This window comes from Neisseria sp. CCUG12390 (assembly GCF_047837985.1).
In the GTDB taxonomy this organism is placed as follows: domain Bacteria; phylum Pseudomonadota; class Gammaproteobacteria; order Burkholderiales; family Neisseriaceae; genus Neisseria.
In genome coordinates, this window is sequence record NZ_CP181244.1 from 606539 (window position 1) to 625380 (window position 18842).

The 18842-nt window shown below is 50.8% G+C and carries 16 protein-coding genes and 2 tRNA genes; 16 read left to right on the forward strand and 2 right to left on the reverse strand.

Going from position 1 to position 18842, the window contains the following annotated elements; genetic code table 11:
- Nucleotides 1-61 precede the first annotated feature (61 nt).
- The 7 genes from ACM67E_RS02800 to ACM67E_RS02830 all read left to right on the forward strand — a co-directional run bounded on the left by ACM67E_RS02800 (nucleotide 62) and on the right by ACM67E_RS02830 (nucleotide 6639).
- Nucleotides 62-835: a DeoR/GlpR family DNA-binding transcription regulator gene (locus ACM67E_RS02800; protein ID WP_416192111.1), complete on the forward strand. Its 774-nt coding sequence runs from the start codon at nucleotides 62-64 to the stop codon at nucleotides 833-835.
- Between the two features lie 19 nt (nucleotides 836-854).
- Complete coding sequence (locus ACM67E_RS02805) at nucleotides 855-1472, forward strand: glutathione S-transferase (RefSeq protein ID WP_416192112.1); 618 nt, start codon at nucleotides 855-857, stop codon at nucleotides 1470-1472.
- 112 nt (nucleotides 1473-1584) lie between these two features.
- Nucleotides 1585-3270 (forward strand): glutamine--tRNA ligase/YqeY domain fusion protein, encoded by a 1686-nt coding sequence (locus tag ACM67E_RS02810; RefSeq protein WP_416192113.1) that lies wholly within the window; start codon nucleotides 1585-1587, stop codon nucleotides 3268-3270.
- A gap of 302 nt (nucleotides 3271-3572) precedes the next feature.
- Nucleotides 3573-4835, forward strand: a complete 1263-nt coding sequence (rho, locus tag ACM67E_RS02815; RefSeq protein ID WP_416192114.1) for a transcription termination factor Rho — start codon at nucleotides 3573-3575, stop codon at nucleotides 4833-4835.
- A 141-nt stretch (nucleotides 4836-4976) separates the two neighbouring features.
- Nucleotides 4977-6335, forward strand: coding sequence for a deoxyguanosinetriphosphate triphosphohydrolase (locus tag ACM67E_RS02820; RefSeq protein ID WP_416192115.1), 1359 nt, complete (start codon nucleotides 4977-4979; stop codon nucleotides 6333-6335).
- Between the two features lie 133 nt (nucleotides 6336-6468).
- A tRNA-Arg gene (locus ACM67E_RS02825) sits at nucleotides 6469-6545 on the forward strand.
- Between the two features lie 19 nt (nucleotides 6546-6564).
- A tRNA-Glu gene (locus ACM67E_RS02830) sits at nucleotides 6565-6639 on the forward strand.
- A 266-nt stretch (nucleotides 6640-6905) separates the two neighbouring features.
- Here ACM67E_RS02830 and ACM67E_RS02835 read toward each other — a convergent pair.
- Nucleotides 6906-7856, reverse strand: a complete 951-nt coding sequence (locus ACM67E_RS02835; RefSeq protein ID WP_416192116.1) for a CysB family HTH-type transcriptional regulator — start codon at nucleotides 7854-7856, stop codon at nucleotides 6906-6908.
- Nucleotides 7857-8297: 441 nt separating this feature from the next.
- Between ACM67E_RS02835 and ACM67E_RS02840 the strand changes: the two genes are divergently transcribed.
- From ACM67E_RS02840 to ACM67E_RS02860, 5 genes are all read left to right on the forward strand, one after another.
- Nucleotides 8298-9041, forward strand: coding sequence for a DUF561 domain-containing protein (locus tag ACM67E_RS02840; RefSeq protein ID WP_416192117.1), 744 nt, complete (start codon nucleotides 8298-8300; stop codon nucleotides 9039-9041).
- Between the two features lie 274 nt (nucleotides 9042-9315).
- Nucleotides 9316-10281: a thiamine-phosphate kinase gene (thiL, locus tag ACM67E_RS02845; protein ID WP_416192118.1), complete on the forward strand. Its 966-nt coding sequence runs from the start codon at nucleotides 9316-9318 to the stop codon at nucleotides 10279-10281.
- Nucleotides 10274-10762, forward strand: a complete 489-nt coding sequence (locus ACM67E_RS02850; RefSeq protein ID WP_416192119.1) for a phosphatidylglycerophosphatase A — start codon at nucleotides 10274-10276, stop codon at nucleotides 10760-10762. Before thiL ends, ACM67E_RS02850 begins: the two co-directional genes overlap by 8 nt.
- Before the next feature lie 111 nt (nucleotides 10763-10873).
- On the forward strand, nucleotides 10874-11242 hold the full coding sequence (gene apaG / locus ACM67E_RS02855; protein WP_416192120.1) for a Co2+/Mg2+ efflux protein ApaG: 369 nt from the start codon (nucleotides 10874-10876) through the stop codon (nucleotides 11240-11242).
- Nucleotides 11243-11744: 502 nt separating this feature from the next.
- Entirely contained in the window at nucleotides 11745-13127 is a 1383-nt protein-coding gene (locus ACM67E_RS02860) for an alanine/glycine:cation symporter family protein (RefSeq protein ID WP_416192121.1), read from the forward strand.
- Between the two features lie 143 nt (nucleotides 13128-13270).
- Here the strand turns inward: ACM67E_RS02860 and ACM67E_RS02865 are convergent, their stop codons facing one another.
- A complete protein-coding gene (locus ACM67E_RS02865) occupies nucleotides 13271-13573 on the reverse strand; it encodes a DUF2288 domain-containing protein (protein WP_416192122.1) in 303 nt (100 codons plus the stop codon).
- 274 nt (nucleotides 13574-13847) lie between these two features.
- Between ACM67E_RS02865 and ACM67E_RS02870 the strand changes: the two genes are divergently transcribed.
- The 4 genes from ACM67E_RS02870 (at nucleotide 13848) to ACM67E_RS02885 (ending at nucleotide 18655) form a co-directional block, all read left to right on the forward strand.
- Nucleotides 13848-14573, forward strand: a complete 726-nt coding sequence (locus tag ACM67E_RS02870; protein WP_416192123.1) for a metal ABC transporter ATP-binding protein — start codon at nucleotides 13848-13850, stop codon at nucleotides 14571-14573.
- Between the two features lie 361 nt (nucleotides 14574-14934).
- Nucleotides 14935-15810, forward strand: coding sequence for a metal ABC transporter permease (locus tag ACM67E_RS02875; protein ID WP_416192124.1), 876 nt, complete (start codon nucleotides 14935-14937; stop codon nucleotides 15808-15810).
- 137 nt (nucleotides 15811-15947) lie between these two features.
- Complete coding sequence (locus ACM67E_RS02880; protein WP_416192125.1) at nucleotides 15948-16853, forward strand: metal ABC transporter solute-binding protein, Zn/Mn family; 906 nt, start codon at nucleotides 15948-15950, stop codon at nucleotides 16851-16853.
- Nucleotides 16854-16993: 140 nt separating this feature from the next.
- The gene (locus tag ACM67E_RS02885; protein WP_416192126.1) at nucleotides 16994-18655 is read left to right on the forward strand and encodes an electron transfer flavoprotein-ubiquinone oxidoreductase; all 1662 of its coding nucleotides are present in this window, start codon (nucleotides 16994-16996) and stop codon (nucleotides 18653-18655) included.
- The last annotated feature ends 187 nt before the right edge of the window (nucleotides 18656-18842 follow it).

Sequence of the window (18842 nt, forward strand, 5' to 3'; positions counted from 1 at the left end):
GGCACAATCCCAAGCATGTTACGCATAAGAAAAACACCGTAGTCCACACAAAGAGAAGAATATGAAACCACGAATCCAAAGGCACGAAAAAATCATCGAGCTGGTGCGCGCGCAGCATTATATGTCCATCGATCAATTGGCCAAAGAGCTGGACGTTACGCCGCAAACGATCCGCCGCGACATCAATGTCTTAAGCGAAGAAAACGTTTTGCGCCGCTATCACGGCGGTGCGACTTTGGGCGATGTGCTGGAAAGCGAATTGCAGCAGGGCAAGCGCAACAGCCATCAGGAAGAGAAAAACGCCATCGCGCAACTGATTGCCGACCAAATTCCCGACAACGCGTCGCTTTTTCTCAGTATCGGTACGACCATGGAAGCCGTGGCCGCCGCGCTGATTAAGCAACGGCGTAACCTGCGCATCATCACCAACAATATTTATGTGGCATCGATGGCTTCGGCACGCAGCGACTATATCGTCATCATCACGTCGGGCGTGGTGCGGCCGGTGGACGGCGGCGTAACCGGTGTCGCCACCGTCGATTTCATCAACCAGTTCAAAGTCGATTATGCCGTCATGAGTACGCACGGCGTGGAAGAAGACGGCTCGCTGCTTGATTACGACTACAAAGAAGTCAGCGTGATGCAGGCGATGATGAACAATGCGCGCGTGAAATTTTTGGGTGTCGACCACACCAAATTCAACAGCAACGCGCTGGTACGGTTGGGCAACATCACCGAGTTCGACAAAGTATTCACCGACCGTGCGCCGGCGGAGAACATGCGCAAAATTCTCGACGGCGCAGGCGTGGAATGGCTCACGCCGCCGTCGCGCTGATTTTACATGTGGAGCAAACATGAAACTGTGGTATTCCAATACAAGCCCTTATGCGCGCAAAGTCCGCGCCGTCGCCGCCCATCACGGTTTGGACGCGCAAATCGAAGCATCGCTCATCAGCGTCAGCTCGTTTTCCGACCAAGCCGAACACAACCGCGACAATCCGCTCGGAAAAATCCCCGTATTGCAGATTTCAGACGGCACATGGCTGTACAGCAGCAATGTGATTGCCGAATACCTTGACGCGCAGGGCGGCAGCCGTACTTTATACCCCCAAGGCACGCAGCGTTGGGCGGCCTTGAACCTGCACGATTTGGCCGCAGGTTTGCTGGATAACAGCATTGCCGTGATTGCCGAAAAACTGTTGCGCCCCGAAGCCGAATGGTGGCTGGCGCGGCACGGACAGATTCGGCAACGCAATGCACGCACGCTGAGCGTGTTAGCCGAAGCCTTGCGGCCTTTCGGTACGGAACTCAACATCGGCACGCTCAATGCCGTGTGCGCCATTGATTTTTTACGTTTCCGTAATGCGCTGACCGCTGCCGAAAGCATGGCCGGTTTCGCCGGGCTTGCCGCGTGGGCAGACGAAATGAACGCCCGCCATCCCTGCTTGGCCGCGACCAAACCGTTTGCCTGAGCAGTTATTAAATCAGGCGGTTTCAGGTACAATCCTTTTTTTAAATTCTTTTCAGACGGCCTTGAAAAATATGCAGGCCGTCTGAAAACATTTCTTTTGCAAAGACCATTTTATGCTCAACAAAGACCAATTTGCCGACAACCACTTTATCCGCACCATCATCGAAGAAGACCTGAAAAGCGGCAAGCATACCGCCGTCCAAACCCGTTTTCCGCCCGAGCCGAACGGCTACCTGCACATCGGCCACGCCAAATCCATCTGCCTGAATTTCGGTTTGGCCTATGTGTTCGACGGCCTGTGCAACCTGCGTTTCGACGACACCAATCCCGAAAAGGAAAATCAGGAATACGTTGATTCCATTAAGGAAGACGTGAAATGGCTGGGCTTCGAATGGAGCGGCGAGCCGCGTTATGCGTCCGACTATTTCGACCAACTCTTTGATTACGCCGTCGGCCTGATTAAAGACGGCAAAGCCTATGTGTGCGACCTGACCGCCGACGAAATGCGCGAATACCGCGGCACGCTCACCGAGCCGGGCAAAAACAGCCCCTACCGCGACCGAAGCGTGGAAGAAAACCTGGATTTGTTCTACAAAATGCGCGACGGTGAATTCCCCGACGGCAGCAAAACCCTGCGCCTGAAAATCGACATGGCTTCGGGCAACGTAAACCTGCGCGACCCTGTGATTTACCGCATCCGCCGCGCCCACCACCACAACACGGGCGACAAATGGTGCATCTACCCGATGTACGACTACACCCACGCCATTTCCGACGCCATCGAAGGCATCACCCATTCGCTGTGCACGCTCGAATTCGAAGCACACCGCCCGCTGTACGACTGGGTGCTCGACAACATTCCCGCGCCGCACGCCACCCGTCCGCGCCAATACGAATTTTCGCGCCTGGAACTGCTGTATTCCATCACGTCCAAACGCAAGCTGAACCAACTGGTTTCAGACGGCCATGTGTCGGGCTGGGACGATCCGCGTATGCCCACCATTTCCGGTATGCGCCGCCGCGGTTACACGCCCGAAGGCCTGCGCCTGTTCGCCAAACGCGTCGGCATTTCCAAATCGGAAAACGTGGTGGACATGAGCGTGTTGGAAGGTGCGATTCGTGAAGAATTGGAAAACTCCGCCCCGCGTTTGATGGCGGTGCTGAATCCGCTGAAAGTGACGCTGACCAATTTTTCAGACGGCCAAACCCAAAGCCGCCGCGCCGCGTTTCACCCCAATCACGAAGAAATGGGCGAGCGCGAAGTGCCTGTTTCCAAAACGATTTACATCGAAGCCGACGACTTTGCCGAAGAGCCGCCCAAAGGCTGGAAACGCCTGACCCTCGGCGGTGAAGTACGCCTGCGCCACGGTTATGTGATTAAGTGTGACGAAGCGGTGAAAGATTCAGACGGCCGTGTCGTCGAGCTTAAATGTTCCATCGACCACGACACGCTGGGCAAAAATCCCGAAGGCCGCAAAGTCAAAGGCGTGATTCACTGGGTATCCGCCGAACACGCCGCCGAAATCAAAGTGCGCCTGTACGACCGCCTGTTTACGGTCGAACGCCCCGATGCCGTGCGCGGCGAAGACGGCGGATACCTGCCGTTTACCGATTTTCTCAACCCCGAATCCGTGCGCGAAATTACTGCCTTTGCCGAACCCGCCGCCGCAAATCTGCCGCCGGAAAGCCGCTGGCAGTTCGAGCGCATCGGCTATTTCGTGACCGACCGCAAAGACCACAGCGCGGAAAACCCCGTGTTCAACCGCACCGTAGGCTTGAAAGACGGTTTCGCCAAATAGGTCGAACATATAAATATCATTTGATTCGGCAGGTTAAAAGGCCGTCTGAAAAATCCAAGCGGATTTTTCAGACGGCTTTTGTCTGCCGATGAACTTTTTGCCGTGGCGCCACTCTTACCGGCTGCGCGGAACAGGATGTTTCAGACGGCCTGTTCCGCCCAGCCTTTACCGGATATGGATAAAATTTGACACGAAAAGCGCAACTGCCTACAATCGACTTTTCTCCAAATCCCACCGCCATACGGTGCCATTCATTCTTTCAGACGGCCTGCTTGTCTTCAATCCTATCAAAACCACTCATTATGCACGTTTCAGAATTACAGACCCTACACATTTCCAAATTGTTGGAAATGGCCGAAGCGCACGGCATTGAAAACGCCAACCGCTTACGCAAACAAGACCTCGTTTTTGCCATCGTCCGCCAGAAAATGAAGCAGGGCGAAAGCTTTACCTGTTCGGGTACGCTGGAAATCCTGCCCGACGGTTTCGGTTTCCTGCGTAGTGCGGATACCTCGTATCTGGCCGGCCCCGACGATATTTACGTTTCGCCCAGTCAAATCCGCCGTTTCAACCTGCACACCGGTGACACCATCGAAGGCAGCGTGCGCGTACCGAAAGACAACGAGCGTTATTTTGCGCTCGTGCGCTTGGATACCATCAACGGCGATGATCCGGAAGCGTGCAAGCATAAGATTTTGTTTGAAAACCTGACACCGCTGTTCCCGACCAAACAACTCAAACTCGAGCGCGACATTAAAGCCGAAGAAAACCTGACCGGCCGCGCGATTGATTTGGTGTCGCCCATCGGTCGGGGACAACGTGCTTTATTGGTGGCTCCGCCGAAAACCGGTAAAACCGTGATGCTGCAAAACATTGCCCACGCGATTACGGCCAACAATCCGGAAGTCGAATTAATCGTGTTGCTGATTGACGAACGTCCGGAAGAAGTAACGGAAATGAGCCGCAGCGTGAAAGGCGAAGTGGTGTCTTCCACGTTTGACGAACCGGCGCAACGCCATGTCCAAGTGGCCGAAATGGTGCTGGAAAAGGCCAAGCGCATGGTCGAGCACAAAAAAGACGTGGTGATTCTGCTAGACTCGATTACCCGCCTGGCGCGCGCCTACAATACCGTGGTGCCGACTTCCGGCAAGATTCTGACCGGCGGTGTCGATGCCAATGCCCTGCACCGCCCGAAACGCTTCTTCGGCGCAGCGCGTAATGTGGAAGAGGGCGGTTCACTGACCATCATCGCCACCGCTTTGGTGGAAACCGGCAGCCGCATGGATGATGTGATTTACGAAGAATTTAAAGGTACGGGCAATATGGAGCTGCACCTTGACCGCCGTATGGCCGAAAAACGCCTGTTCCCTGCCATCAGTATCAATAAATCCGGTACGCGCCGCGAAGAATTGCTGGTGCCGAACGACCAGCTCCAGCGCATGTGGCTGTTGCGCAAGTTCCTTCATCCGATGGACGAAATCGAAGCGACCGAGTTTTTGGTCGGCAAGCTGAAAGCTTCCAAGGACAACAACGAATTTTTCGAATTGATGCGCGGCAACAAATAGCGTGAAGAAGTCAAACGGCAGGGATAAACGCCAGCCGTTTTGCTTGATTTGTGAAATTTGCATAAACAGGCCGTCTGAAACTTTCAGACGGCCTGGATTTATTGTATAGTCGAAACCACTCGGATTGATACGGAATACACGATGCAGACGAAAATGAACTGGCAGAATTTACTGTCCACCCAACGTTTCCGCGTTAAAGACGGCAGTATTGTGCCGACGGTTACGCCGTCCACACAGGAAGGCATGGATGCGTTACGCACCGATTTTCATATCGACTATGACCGCGTGGTGTTTTCCGGATCGTTCCGCCGTTTGGGGCGAAAAACCCAAGTCCACCCATTCGCCGAACACGACCTGACCCACAACCGCCTGACCCACAGTGTCGAAGTCGCCAGCGTCGGCAGAAGCTTGGGCAACCGCGTCGGTATGATGTTGCAGGCAGGCGAATTCCTGCCTTTGGGCAATACGCCGAGCGACATCGGCGCTGTCGTGCAGGTTGCGTGTTTGGCGCATGATTTGGGCAATCCGCCGTTTGGACACACCGGTGAAGACGCGCTGCGCGACTGGTTCCGAAATCCGCAACACAGCCGCTACCTGCAAGGATTAAGCGACATAGAACGTAATGATGTGCAGACCTATGAAGGTAATGCACACAGCTTGCGGATTCTGGCGACATTGGAAATGTACCGAAACCGTGGCGGCATGCGGCTGACGGCAGCCACCATAGGCGCATTGTTGAAATATCCGTGGACAACGCTTCATCCCAACGGCAGGAAAAAATTCAATATCTACCAAGCAGAGTTGCCCTTTATCCAGCGGGTCGCAGAAGAATTGGGCTTGCTCGAATTGGGCAACAATTATTGGGCGCGTCATCCGCTCTCTTACTTGATGGAAGCCGCGGATGATATTTGTTACGCTTTATTGGATTTGGAAGATGCGGTCGAGCTGGATTTGCTCAGTGATACCGAAGTCGAAAGCATATTATCCGAGCTGACCTTTACCGAAAGCACATGGTATGCCCAATCCAGCCGCCAGCGTTGCGCCATGCTGCGCGGTATCGCCATCGGCCGCGCTATTGACGATGTTGCCCAAACCTTTATGAAACACCAATCCGATTTACTGAATGGCGAATTCAAAGGTAAAGATTTAATCGCCTTGTGTAGCCCGGAAGTACAAAACACGCTTGAAAAGGCCAAAGACTTGGCGCGTACACGCATTTTCCGCCACCATACCAAACTCATCACCGAAATCGCTACTTTTCCTTGCTTAGGGTCGATTTTGGATTTGCTTGTGCCGGCCGCTTACGCTTATCTGGTGGATAGAACTGTCGATGCGCGCCAATCCTTGGTATTGGAGTTACTCAAAAATGATGATCCGATTACCGAAAACGACACGCTTTACCAAGCCTATATGAAAATTTTAGATTTTGTCGGCGGTATGACCGATAATGCCGCGGCTAAAATGGCACAGGACTTATCAGGTCTGGGTATGTTGAGATAGGATTTATTTTATTTTATTTCAATCAGTTATTGAAAAACAAAAGAAATAATGATTAATGTACTAGACGATTGTCAATAAATCCTATATTATTCGTCCTTCTTAATTCACAGCGCAACAGCAAAGTGATGAGGATGCACCCGTAGCTCAGTTGGATAGAGTATCTGGCTACGAACCAGAGGGTCGGGCGTTCGAATCGCTCCGGGTGCGCCAGCTAAAAAATACTTTATCCGCGCCCATCGTCTAGCGGTTAGGACATCGCCCTTTCACGGCGGTAACCGGGGTTCGATTCCCCGTGGGCGTGCCAAATTTTGATAAAAGCCTTGCTGAATAGCAAGGCTTTTATTTTTCATTAAATGAATCTGTCTTTATTTTTTGTCAGCTAAAAGTCAAGTATTTTGATTTTTTCTGACTCAGAGAGGAAAGATGTTGAGATAAATTTCTATCAGGCTAAAAATCAATATTTAAAATCAAAGCGTAATATCCATAATTATATCAGGAATAGTCTCAACCCTCGGTATTCTGCTCACGATAAGTTCTTTGGTTGCCATGATGAATTCATTTTTAAGCTGTTTAAATAGAAAAATCTTCTACAATCGGCTCATACAGAATCCGGTCAACTGATTCACGGTTCAAATGCGGTGCAAACATCTCGATGAAATCATAGGTATAACCGCGTAAATAAGTATCAGAGCGGATAGCAATCCATGTTGGCGATGGCTCAAATAAATGAGAGGCGTCGATCAATTCTAAATCCTGATCTGTTTGCGGATCATAGGCCATTTTCGCCATTAATCCGGCACCTAAACCCAGTTTTACATAAGTTTTGAGTACATCGGTATCTGCTGCGGCTAAGGCAACTTCAGGTTGATCCAGCTTTGCTTTGGCAAATGCACGGGCAATGCTGCTGCCGGAATGAAAGGCAAATTCATAAGTGATTAGTGGAAAATTGGTCAAATCTTCAATGCTAAGCGGATTTTTGCAATCCAGTAAAAGATGGTTTTTCGGCACAATCACAGCATGATTCCAATCATGGCAATTCAATTTGCGCAGTTCTGGATAGTCATCTAGCTTTTCGGTAATGATGGCAATGTCTGCTTCTCCGTTACTGACCATTTGTGCAATGGCAGAAGGACTGCCTTGTTTAATAGTTAAATTGACTTTCGGATAACGTTTCACAAATTTTGCTACGATGAGCGGTAAGGCGTAGCGAGCCTGGGTATGTGTAGTAGCAATAATCAAAGAGCCGCTGTCATGATCGGTAAATTCGTTGCCGATGTTTTTGATATTCTGTACGTCGCGCAAAATACGTTCTGAAATTTCCAATACGGCTTTGCCTGGTTGAGAAACAGAGACCACGCGCTTGCCGCTACGGATAAAGATCTGAATGCCTAATTCTTCTTCCAGTAAACGAATCTGTTTGGAAATGCCCGGTTGTGAAGTAAAAAGCGCGTCAGCTGCTTCGGAGACATTCAGATTGTGGCGATACACTTCGAGCGCGTAACGTAATTGTTGTAATTTCATGGTATTTGAATTTGTGGATATTGTGCGACAAATATGGCGTAATTTAGCATATTTTGGTTAATTTTGGCGGTGGTAATAGTATTGGGCTTGGAAGTTTTTGTTTTTTCAGGAAGTATCTGAATCTGGTATGAGAAAGCTTTAAAGAGAAATGCATATGTTTTGAAACGATTGTTGTTTTTGAACAACGATAGCGTAAAGCTTATAGGGATTTATCCATAAATAAATGACACAGGATTGATTTTTCGGCATGATTGGTAAGTAGGAAGCAGGCAGTTTCATGATTGTTCAGAGGCATTGAGTATTGACAGTTTGCCCTCGGCTTCTTTATAGTGCAACCTGATATATCCGATTTGCCGCCTTTTATATGCTGCGGCCTGTATATTTGGTAAAGTTGTAGCGGTTTAATTATCCGTTGCATAACAATTTTGATGAGGGAATAAAATGACCAAACAGCTGAAATTAAGCGCATTGTTCGTTGCCTTGGTGGCTTCTGGCACTGCAATGGCAAGCGAAGCGCATACCAAACACGGTTATACCGTAAGCAGCCAATCTCAAGAAGTCGTACGCAACAGCTACGGTGAATGTTGGAAAAACACTTATTTCGACAAAGCAACTCAAGGTCGCGTAGAGTGTGGTGATGCTGTTGCCAAGGTTGAAGAGCCTGAATATGCTGACGAAACCGTTTCATTGTCTGCTAAAACTCTGTTCGGCTTTGACAAAGACATCCTGCGTCCTGAAGCTCAAGAAAACTTGAATGCATTGGCTCAACGTCTGAGCAATACCAATGTACAAACCGTACGTGTTGAAGGTCATACCGACTTTATGGGTTCAGAGCAATATAACCAAGCATTGTCTGAGCGTCGTGCTAATGTTGTGGCTAACTATTTAGTTAACCGCGGTGTTGCTTCAAGCAAAATCTCTGCTGTAGGTTTGGGTGAATCTCAAGCTCAAATGACAACCACTTGTGAAGCTGAAGTAGCTAAGTTGGGCAAAAAAGTTTCTAAAGCCAAACGTCGTGCTGCTCTGATTGCATGTATCGAACCTGATCGTCGTGTAGATGTGAAGATTCGCAGCTTGGTGACTAAACAAGTTGCTCCTGGTTCTGTACAAGGTGAGCGTCCTGCAGTTGAAGAAGGTTGGATTCCTTCTCCATACAACGGTGTTCACGGTTACGCTAAACCTTAATCAGGTTTTGAAAAGCCCCGCCGCTTTGGTGGGGCTTTTTTGTGCGTAGGTTTTATTAATTATTGTAGGGATTTTGAGAGCTTTGATGATTCTATTGCTTTGAGCCGTCTGAAAGACAGTTGCGATGAGTTAATCATGATACCGAGAAGTTATATGTACTGGTTTAAATTAGATAAATTGAATGATTTAATCAATTATATAGAAATAATTTTATAAGGTTTGGTTAGAGTTGCTTCCATTTTAATAATGTGATTTACTTTTTCAGGATGCATAAATGACGGAATTTGATTTCATTCAGAAATATCTTAAAAATCAGCAACAAGATCACCAAATTGTATTGGGCATTGGCGATGATGCGGCAATTGTTCGTCCGCGAAGCGGTTTTGATCTGTGTTTTAGTTCTGATATGCTTTTGAAAAACAGGCATTTTTTTGAAAATATTACGCCTGAGAATTTGGCTTGGAAGGTATTGGCAGTAAATATTTCCGATATGGCGGCGATGGGGGCTGAGCCGAAATGGGTACTCTTGAGTGCAGGTCTGCCTGAATTGGCGGAAGATTGGTTGCATCGTTTTTGCAACAGTTTTTTCGGCTTGTTGCAACGTTTTGGCATAAGTTTAATTGGTGGTGACACTACGCGCGGTGATTTGGTTTTTAATGTCACCATCATCGGTGAGTTGCCGCAAGGAAAAGCGTTGCGCCGTGATGCAGCGAAAGTCGGAGACGATATTTGGGTTTCCGGAAAAATCGGTTTGGCGGCATCGGCCTTGAATTGTCTGTTGAAACAATGTGATTTATCGCCTGAAGTATTCCAGCAGTGCGAGACTGAATTATTAAGACCGATGCCCCGTGTTGCTTTAGGACAGGCTATATTGGATCTGGCTCATGCTGCGCAGGATATTTCAGACGGTCTGGCGCAGGATATTGGCCATATTTTGACCGCGTCGAATGTCGGGGCGGAAATTTGGGCGGAGCAAGTCCCGACTTTGCCGGAATTGAAAGAATCATTGTCGCACGAGCAATGGCTGAAATATACCTTGGCCGGAGGTGATGATTATGAATTGGTGTTTACTGCACCGGAAAATTGCCGTGAGGCATTGCAGGCAGCTTCGCAACAATCTGACACGCCGATTACCCGCATCGGTAAAATTACTGATTCAGGCCGTCTGAAAGTGGTAAACTCTGTTTCGGACGACGTCGAGATTACATTAACTTCTTTGGGATTTGATCATTTTGTCTGATTTTAAGCCAACGTACTCATGGTTGAAGCAGAGGCCTACATGCTTTTTGGCATTTGGTTTCGGCAGCGGTTTGGCACCGGTTGCGCCAGGCACTTTCGGTACGCTTCCTGCCTTGCCGATTGCTTTTGTGTTGTCTTTAATCGGTATTTCCGGCTGGTGGTTGGCGTTGGTTTGTATGGGTCTGTTTGTTTGGGGGATTCAGATTTGTACCCATACCGAGAAGGAGTTGGGCATTCAGGATTATGGCGCCATTGTTTGGGACGAAATCGTTGCGATGCTGCTGATTTTGGCGTTTGTGCCGTTTAAATGGCATTGGTGGCTGGCGGCATTTGCCGTATTCCGGTTATTTGATGCCATTAAGCCTTGGCCGATTAAATGGTTTGACGCACGGGTGCATGGTGGCTTCGGCATCATGCTTGACGATATCATCGCAGCATTCATGACTTTGATTGTTTTGAATGTTGCGGGGTGGATTGTGTAAACAGTCCGACATTTTGACCGGAAGAATATCACGGCAAAATGCTTGGCCGTCTGAATAGATGGCTTTTTATTAAACTTACTAAAAAAACATTACCAATACGGGGTAAACAATATGAATCAAATTGAAATTAATGTGCAGTCACGCTATGTGGCTGGGCAAAGTGACGTCTATCGCGACCGCTATGCCTTCAACTATGTGATTACCATCTGCAACCGCAGTGACGAGGTTGTGACCTTGCGCCAGCGTTTTTGGGAAATTACCGACGGGCATGGCGAAACCGAAGCAGTAGGTCATCCGGGCTTGGTGGAGGAGCAGCCGGTGTTGTATCCGGGGGAGGAATACGAATACAACAGCGGTTCGCAAATCAGTACGCCTTGGGGCAGCATCGAAGGGGCTTATGAGTTTGAAAACAGCATCGGCAACCGTTTTATTGTCGGTGTGCCGAAATTGGATTTCAAAGCAGGCTTTACTTTACAGTAACGAACCATCAAAAATGCCGTCTGAACTAAGTTTCAGACGGCATTTTTGATGAATTGCAGTCGTTTAAAATAAAAATAATACAGCATTGTCTGCTCCCTGATGTACCGGTTGTGCACGGAGGCAGCTGTCGCCTTGTCTTATTTTTATTTTAAGCGACGATATTGCTGATTGTTCAGAATTTTTTGCGATTCGGCTGCACGATGGAAAGAAAAGAGATGTGTAACTTTTGCAGGATTCGCAAATTTTTCGGAGGTCGGTGATTCGGCATGAGCTGCACAAGTCCGCACGATCTTGGACGGCTGATGGCGACCATAGGTTTTCAGTTTGTTGGGGTTTGTAAAGGTCTTGATTTTGGTATTTTATTTTCTATTTGGAAATAAAGGGTTAATTTGACAATAAAATTAGCTGTTGATCATTTTTTAATATAAAAGCGTGCAAAATATTGCAAAAATTAACGCTTTATGCTGAAATAAATCCATCTTAATAAAAATTCAGAGGAGAGATGCTGATGGAGGCATTGAAATCATTTTTTGACGTCGTCAGCGGATGGGTCTGGGGACCGGTCATGTTGGTGCTGCTGGTAGGTACCGGCGTGGTACTGACCGTATTGCTCAAAGGCTTACAGTTCAGCATGTTGGGCTATGCGCTGAAACAGGCTTTCCGCCCGCATCCTAAAAAAGACGGTGAAGATCATGAAGGCGATATTTCCCATTTCGGTGCGTTGATGACGGCTTTGTCCGCTACCATCGGTACCGGTAACATTGCCGGTGTAGCTACCGCTGTAGTAGTGGGTGGTCCGGGTGCGGTATTTTGGATGTGGATTACGGCGGTTTTCGGTATGGCCACCAAATACGGCGAAGGCGTGTTGGCCGTCAAATACCGTGTGCAGAACAATAAAGGCGAGATGTCCGGTGGTCCGATGTATTACATCGAAAAAGGCTTGGGCAGCAATTGGAAATGGATGGCTTATGCGTTTGCGCTGTTCGGCACGTTTGCCTCTTTCGGTATCGGCAGTTCGGTGCAGTCAAATTCTGTGGCGCAAGCCGTACAAACCAGCTTCAATATTACGCCCAGCGTGACCGGTGCGGTTTTGACTTTGCTGACTGCGATTGTGGTTTTGGGCGGTATCCGTGGTATTGCCAAAGCCGCTTCGGTCATCGTGCCGCTGATGGCGATGCTGTATGTGTTGGGCGGGTTGGTTGTCATCTTTATGAATTTGGATTTGGTGGTGCCTGCGGTCAGCCTGATTTTGAGCGACGCATTTACCGGTGAAGCGGCGGCCGGCGGTGCGCTGGGTACGGTCATCCGTTACGGTGTGGCGCGTGGTGTGTTTTCCAATGAGGCCGGTATGGGTTCGGCACCGATTGCCGCCGCCGCTGCCAAAACCGACCACCCTGTGCGCCAGGCTTTGGTTTCGATGACCGGTACTTTTCTGGATACCATCATTGTGTGTTCGATTACCGGTATTGTGTTGGTGATGGGTTTGATGGGCGCGGGTGGTGAATTTGTGAAGCCGGAATTGAGCGGCGCGGCCTTGACGACCGTGACCTTCCAGCAGCTGCTGCCGGGATTTGGCGGTTGGATTGTCACCATCGGCCTGATTTTCTTTGCCTATTCAACCATTTTGGGCTGGTGTTATTACGGCGAAAAATGCGCGACTTATGTATTCGGCGACGGATTCGCCAATATTTACCGCGTGTTCTACGTCGCCACCGTGATGCTCGGTACTGTACTGAGCTTGGATTTGGTGTGGCTGGCGGCCGATACGTTCAACGGCTTGATGGCCATCCCGAACTTAATTGCTTTGTTGCTGCTGTCTAAAGTGATTGTCAGCGAAACGCGCGATTTCAAACAAAAAGTGAAAAACGGCGAATTGCCGGACTGACTGTTTCAATAAACCGAAGGCCGTCTGAAACCGCTACGCGGCAGGTGTTAAAACGAAATCAGAGATTTCTGTAACACCGTGCAGACGGCCTTCTTCTTTTTTGCAGTAAACGGATGGATAGGATTTTCCGACCAAACCGTATTTCAGACGGCCTCATCCGCAGGCTGCACCAATACCCACGGTGCAACGACCACTGCCCACATATCCTGATTGCGTTCAAAGAAATCACGCGCTTGCTCTTCGCTGACAACGCCGAATCGGCCTTGTTCCATCAGCGGTTTCAGCTTGGCGGTATTGTCGTCGGCCATCAGGCGGGCGGTTTCGATTAAGTCCAAGTCGGGAGCGACGTAAACCGCCGCGCCGCGTGCGAAATGCGGTTGCAGTTCCGACCAAGAAATGCGGGCAGTTTCGGTGTTGAGTTTTTCGTTTAACAAAGGTTCGGACACGGGGTTTCCTGTTCGGCTGAATAGTGGATTGGCGTGTATTTTAACCTGAATTGTGTAATGCATTGTAGCGGTATTGTCGGATTTACAGACATAATGTTATACAGTATCATGAATGGCTTTCCATTTTTTCAGACGGCCTCGGGCTGTGTAAAGGCCGTCTGAAGATTGAGGTTTACATGAATTCGATTTTATTAACCGGATTGTTCCAGCGTCTGCTGATTGCGCTTGCCGCACTTGGTGCGCTTTGGGGCATTTATTTTTGGGCGGTCGGCGCATGAGCATCGTGGTCGATAATCTGACCGTCAGCTACCAACGCCGCCCGGCGGTTCATCACGTTTCGATGACGTTCCCCGAAAAAAGCATGTGGGCGGTGTTCGGCCCCAATGGTGCGGGCAAATCCACGCTGCTCAAGGCGGTGATGGGTTTGGAAAAAGCGGAAACGGGCGGGGTGGACTGGGTAGGTCTGCAGCGCAAAGACATCGCCTATCTGCCGCAACAGGCGGAGGTTGACCGCAGCCAGCCGATGACGGTGTTTGAGCTGGCGGCGATGGGGTTGTGGTACGAAATCGGCTTTTTCGGGCGCGTGAACGCGGCGCAGCGCAAGCGGGTGTACGAAGCACTCGAGCGCGTGGAGATGCACGAATTTGCCCAACGCAGCATCGCGCACTTGTCCAACGGCCAGTTCCAGCGCGTGCTGTTTGCGCGGATGTTGGCGCAGAATGCGAAATTCCTGCTGCTGGACGAGCCGTTCAACCACATCGACGCGCGCACGACTTACGCCCTGCTTGACGTATTGCGCCGCTGCCACCAAAGCGGCCAGGCGGTGATTGCCGTGTTGCACGATTATGAACAGGTACGCGCGTATTTTCCCGAAACCTTGCTGATTGCGCGCGAAAAAATCGCCGCCGGCGCGACGGAAACCGTGCTGACCGACGAATATCTGCTTCAGGCCAACGCAGCCATGCAGCAGCAGGAATCGGCCGACTGGTGCGCGGCTTGAGCAAGACTGGCTGACGACAACCTTTGCAATGCACTTACTTCAAGCATCAGGCCGTCTGAAAAGAAGGCAGGGTGGGCAGATTGCCCGGATGTCTGTAAGTTTTTGAAACCCGTTCGGTAAGGCCGTCTGAAAATATTTTGATGTTTCGGAAAGCCTGTGATACGGCAAACCGAAAATGGTGAAAGCAGGCTTGCGCAGCTAATGACGGGTATAAATTTTCAGGTCTCAGCCGGGTTTTGCAAAGGTCGCAGTTTATTTTTCAGACGGCCTTTCGAGCCGTATTTTAAAAAAGCTGAACCGTCATTCCGAATCATCATAGGCCGTCTGAAAAGTTTCAGACGGCCTGTTACAGAAACCGATTATGAGTTTTCAAGAATTATTCATCACGCCTTTTGTCGAATTCGATTTCATGCGCTATGCGCTGGCTTCGATTTTCTGCTTGGCTTTGAGTGCCGCACCGGTGGGCGTGTTTCTCGTCATGCGCCGCATGAGTCTGGTCGGCGACGCGCTGGGTCATGCCGTGCTGCCGGGTGCTGCCGTCGGCTATATGTTTGCCGGACTGAGCCTGCCTGCGATGAGCATAGGCGGTTTCGCGGCCGGTTTGCTGATGGCGTTGCTGGCCGGTTTGGTTAGCCGTTTTACTGCGCTGAAAGAGGACGCGAACTTTGCCGCGTTTTATCTGACCAGTCTGGCCATCGGCGTGGTGTTGGTGAGCAAAAACGGCGACAGCGTGGATTTGCTGCATCTGCTGTTCGGCTCGGTGTTGGCGGTGGATGTGCCTGCGCTGACCATGATTGCCGTGGCCGCTTCGGTTACGGCGGTGGTGCTGGCGGTGATTTACCGGCCGCTGGTGCTGGAGAGCATAGACCCCTTGTTTTTAAAGGCGGTCAACGGCAAGGGTGGCTTTTGGCATGTGCTGTTTCTGGTGCTGGTGGTGATGAACATGGTGGCCGGTTTTCAGGCGCTCGGCACGCTGATGTCGGTCGGCTTGATGATGCTGCCGGCGATTACCGCGCGGCTGTGGGCGAAAAGCATGGGCATGATGATTGCGCTTTCAGCGGTGATAGCGTTGCTGTGCGGTTTCGGCGGCCTGCTGTTTTCCTATCATGTCGAAATTCCGTCGGGGCCGGCGATTATTTTGTGCTGCGGCGTGCTGTATGCGCTGTCGGTGGTGTTCGGCTGGGAAGGCGGTGTCGTTACCAAATGGTTGAAACGCCGCAAACACAAAGTCGGCTGATTTTCAGACGGCCTTTTGCCGCAAACGCAGAACCGGTATCGCGGATTGCCCGATATTTTTCAGACGGCCTGCTTGAAGAACAGGGCAGGCTGTTTTAAAATGGCTGTAATGTTACGTTATATCAAAAGGAATAAAACATGAAACAATGGAAATTGGGTGTCATTGCGGCGTTGTTGTCCGGTGCGGCTTATGCGGCACCTTTACCGGTATTGGCCAGCTTCAGTATTTTAGGCGACGTGGCCAAACAGGTCGGCGGCGAGCGTGTGGTGGTAACGAATTTGGTCGGCGCAAACCAAGATTCTCATGCGTACCACATGACCAGCGGCGACGTGAAAAAAATCCGCTCGGTGAAGCTGGTATTGCTGAACGGCTTGGGCTTGGAGGGTGCGGACGTGCGCCGCGCCGTGCAGCAGAGCAAAGTGCCGTTTGCCGAAGCCGCCAAAGGCATTCAGGCGTTGAAAGCGCCGGAGGGCGGCCATCACCATCATGACCACGGCGACGGCCATGCGCATGACCACGGCGAATTCGACCCGCACGTTTGGACGGATCCTGTGTTGATGGTTACTTACGCCAAAAACGTGTCCGACGCGCTGATTAAAGCCGATCCTGCCGGAAAAGCCTATTACCAGCAGCGTTTGACCGCTTACCAAAACCAACTGAAAAAACTCCATACCGATACGCAGGCCGAGTTCAACCGCATTCCTGCGTCGCACCGCAAGGTGTTGACCGGTCATGAGGCGTTTGCCTATATGGCCAAACGTTACAACATCACTTTCATCGCGCCGCAAGGCGTGAGCAGCGCAGCGGAACCGTCGGCCAAAGCGGTGGCATCGATTATCCGCCAGATCAAGCGCGAGGGCATTACCGCCGTGTTTGCCGAAAACATCAAAGACACGCGCATGATTGACCGTATCGCGAAAGAAACCGGCGTGAAAGTCAGCGGCAAGCTGTATTCCGACGCATTGGGCAACGCGCCTGCCAATACCTATATCGGCATGTACCGCTACAATGTCAAAGCGATTACCGCCGCGATGAAGAAATAATCCGCCGCAGGGCAGGCGAAACAAGGCCGTCTGAAAACTTCAAGCGTTTTCAGACGGCCTTGTAGCGTTTGGTAACAATATGATAAGGCTGTATAATTCCGTTCGATAAATTCATACTAATTCAGATTCAGGAACCAGCCATGATAGAAACCGTCGAACGCGAGAGTATGCAGTACGATGTCGTGATTGTGGGTGCGGGGCCGGCAGGCTTGTCGGCCGCCATCAAGCTCAAGCAGCTTGCCCAAGCCGCTGAACGTGAAATCAGCGTGTGCGTGGTGGAAAAGGCCTCGGAAGTGGGCGCGCATACCTTGTCCGGTGCGGTCATCGACCCGATTGCCTTATCGGAACTGCTGCCCGATTGGAAAGAGCGCGGTGCGCCTTTGCGTGTGGAAGTAACCAAAGACAAGGTTTTGTTTCTGACGGAAAAACACGCCGTTCCACTGCCGGTCACCCCCAATTTCGACAACCACGGCAACTACATCATCAGCTTGGGCGAATTGGTGCGCTGGTTGGGCGGGCAGGCCGAAGAACTGGGCGTGGAAATCTATCCGGGTTTTGCCGCCTCGGAAATCCTGTACCACGAAGACGGCTCGGTCAAAGGCATTGCCACCGGAAACATGGGCGTAGGCAAAGACGGCGAGCCGACCGATAATTTCCAGCCCGGCATGGAGCTTTGGGCGCAGCAAACCCTGTTTGCCGAAGGCTGCCGCGGTTCGTTGAGCGAACAAATCATCAAACGCTTCGGCCTTGACCAAGACAGCGACGCGCAAACTTACGGCATCGGCATCAAAGAAATCTGGGAAGTCGCACCGGAAAAACACCAACAAGGTTTGGTGCTGCACAGCAGCGGCTGGCCGCTCGATACCAAAACCTACGGCGGTTCGTTTCTCTATCATTTGGACGAGAACAAAGTCGCTGTCGGTTTTGTCGTCGGCCTGGATTACCAAAATCCCTATTTGTCGCCGTTTGAAGAGTTCCAACGTTTCAAGACCCATCCTGCCATCCGCGATACTTTTGCCGGAGGCCGGCGTATCGAATACGGCGCGCGCGCTTTGGTGGAAGGCGGTTTCCAAAGCATTCCGAAACTGTCGTTCAAAGGCGGCGCATTGGTCGGCGATGCGGCCGGTTTCTTAAACATGCCGCGCATCAAGGGCATCCATACCGCCATGAAATCGGGCTTGCTGGCCGCCGAAGCCGTGTTCCCAACATTGGAGAATTTGGAAGAAACCGAAAACGCGGAGCAGGGCAAAGAAGCCGCGCAATACCGCACGCTGTTCGACCGAAGCTGGGCGCATACCGAGCTTTATGCCGCGCGCAACGTGCGCCCGTCTTTCCAATGGGGCTTGCTGTTCGGCGTGATGTACACCGGCATGGAGCAGCTGTTTTTCAAAGGCCGTCTGCCGTTTACCTTCAAACACCACGGCAAAGACCACAGCCAACTGAAAAAAGCCGCCGCCTGCAAACCGATTGCCTATCCGAAACCCGACGGCGTATTGACGTTCGACCGCTTGAGCAGCGTGTTCCTCGCCAACGTCGCGCACGAAGAAAATCAGCCGAGCCATCTCACCTTGAAAAATCCGCAAGTGATGACGGACATCAACCTCAAAGAATACGCCTCGCCCGAAACACGGTATTGTCCGGCGGCGGTGTATGAAATCGTGGAAGAAAACGGCGCGCCGCAATTGCAGATTAACGCGTCCAACTGCGTGCACTGCAAAACCTGCGACATCAAAGACCCGACGCAGAATATCGTTTGGATTTGTCCCGAGGGCGGCAGCGGCCCGAATTACGGCGCAATGTAAGGCCGTCTGAAAGATTTGTTCAGCCGTAGGTACGGTTAGCCGTTCCGCCTGCTGCGCAGCAGGTTTGAAAACGAAATCAAAGATTTCTGTCAAACCGTGGCGGCGTAACCGTACGGATACCTAAGGCCGTCTGAAAAGTTTTAAGAAAACGGATTTCAGACGGCCTTGCCATTTGGTTTGCAGACAG

Coding starts and splice junctions, on each gene's coding strand:
- apaG (WP_416192120.1), top strand. CDS start 10,874: ATGAATCAAATTGAAATTAATGTGCAGTCACGCTATGTGGCTGGGCAA.
- ACM67E_RS02835 (WP_416192116.1), bottom strand. CDS start 7,856: ATGAAATTACAACAATTACGTTACGCGCTCGAAGTGTATCGCCACAAT.
- ACM67E_RS02820 (WP_416192115.1), top strand. CDS start 4,977: ATGCAGACGAAAATGAACTGGCAGAATTTACTGTCCACCCAACGTTTC.
- ACM67E_RS02810 (WP_416192113.1), top strand. CDS start 1,585: ATGCTCAACAAAGACCAATTTGCCGACAACCACTTTATCCGCACCATC.
- ACM67E_RS02875 (WP_416192124.1), top strand. CDS start 14,935: ATGAGTTTTCAAGAATTATTCATCACGCCTTTTGTCGAATTCGATTTC.
- ACM67E_RS02885 (WP_416192126.1), top strand. CDS start 16,994: ATGATAGAAACCGTCGAACGCGAGAGTATGCAGTACGATGTCGTGATT.
- ACM67E_RS02840 (WP_416192117.1), top strand. CDS start 8,298: ATGACCAAACAGCTGAAATTAAGCGCATTGTTCGTTGCCTTGGTGGCT.
- ACM67E_RS02800 (WP_416192111.1), top strand. CDS start 62: ATGAAACCACGAATCCAAAGGCACGAAAAAATCATCGAGCTGGTGCGC.
- rho (WP_416192114.1), top strand. CDS start 3,573: ATGCACGTTTCAGAATTACAGACCCTACACATTTCCAAATTGTTGGAA.
- thiL (WP_416192118.1), top strand. CDS start 9,316: ATGACGGAATTTGATTTCATTCAGAAATATCTTAAAAATCAGCAACAA.
- ACM67E_RS02870 (WP_416192123.1), top strand. CDS start 13,848: ATGAGCATCGTGGTCGATAATCTGACCGTCAGCTACCAACGCCGCCCG.
- ACM67E_RS02880 (WP_416192125.1), top strand. CDS start 15,948: ATGAAACAATGGAAATTGGGTGTCATTGCGGCGTTGTTGTCCGGTGCG.
- ACM67E_RS02860 (WP_416192121.1), top strand. CDS start 11,745: ATGCTGATGGAGGCATTGAAATCATTTTTTGACGTCGTCAGCGGATGG.
- ACM67E_RS02805 (WP_416192112.1), top strand. CDS start 855: ATGAAACTGTGGTATTCCAATACAAGCCCTTATGCGCGCAAAGTCCGC.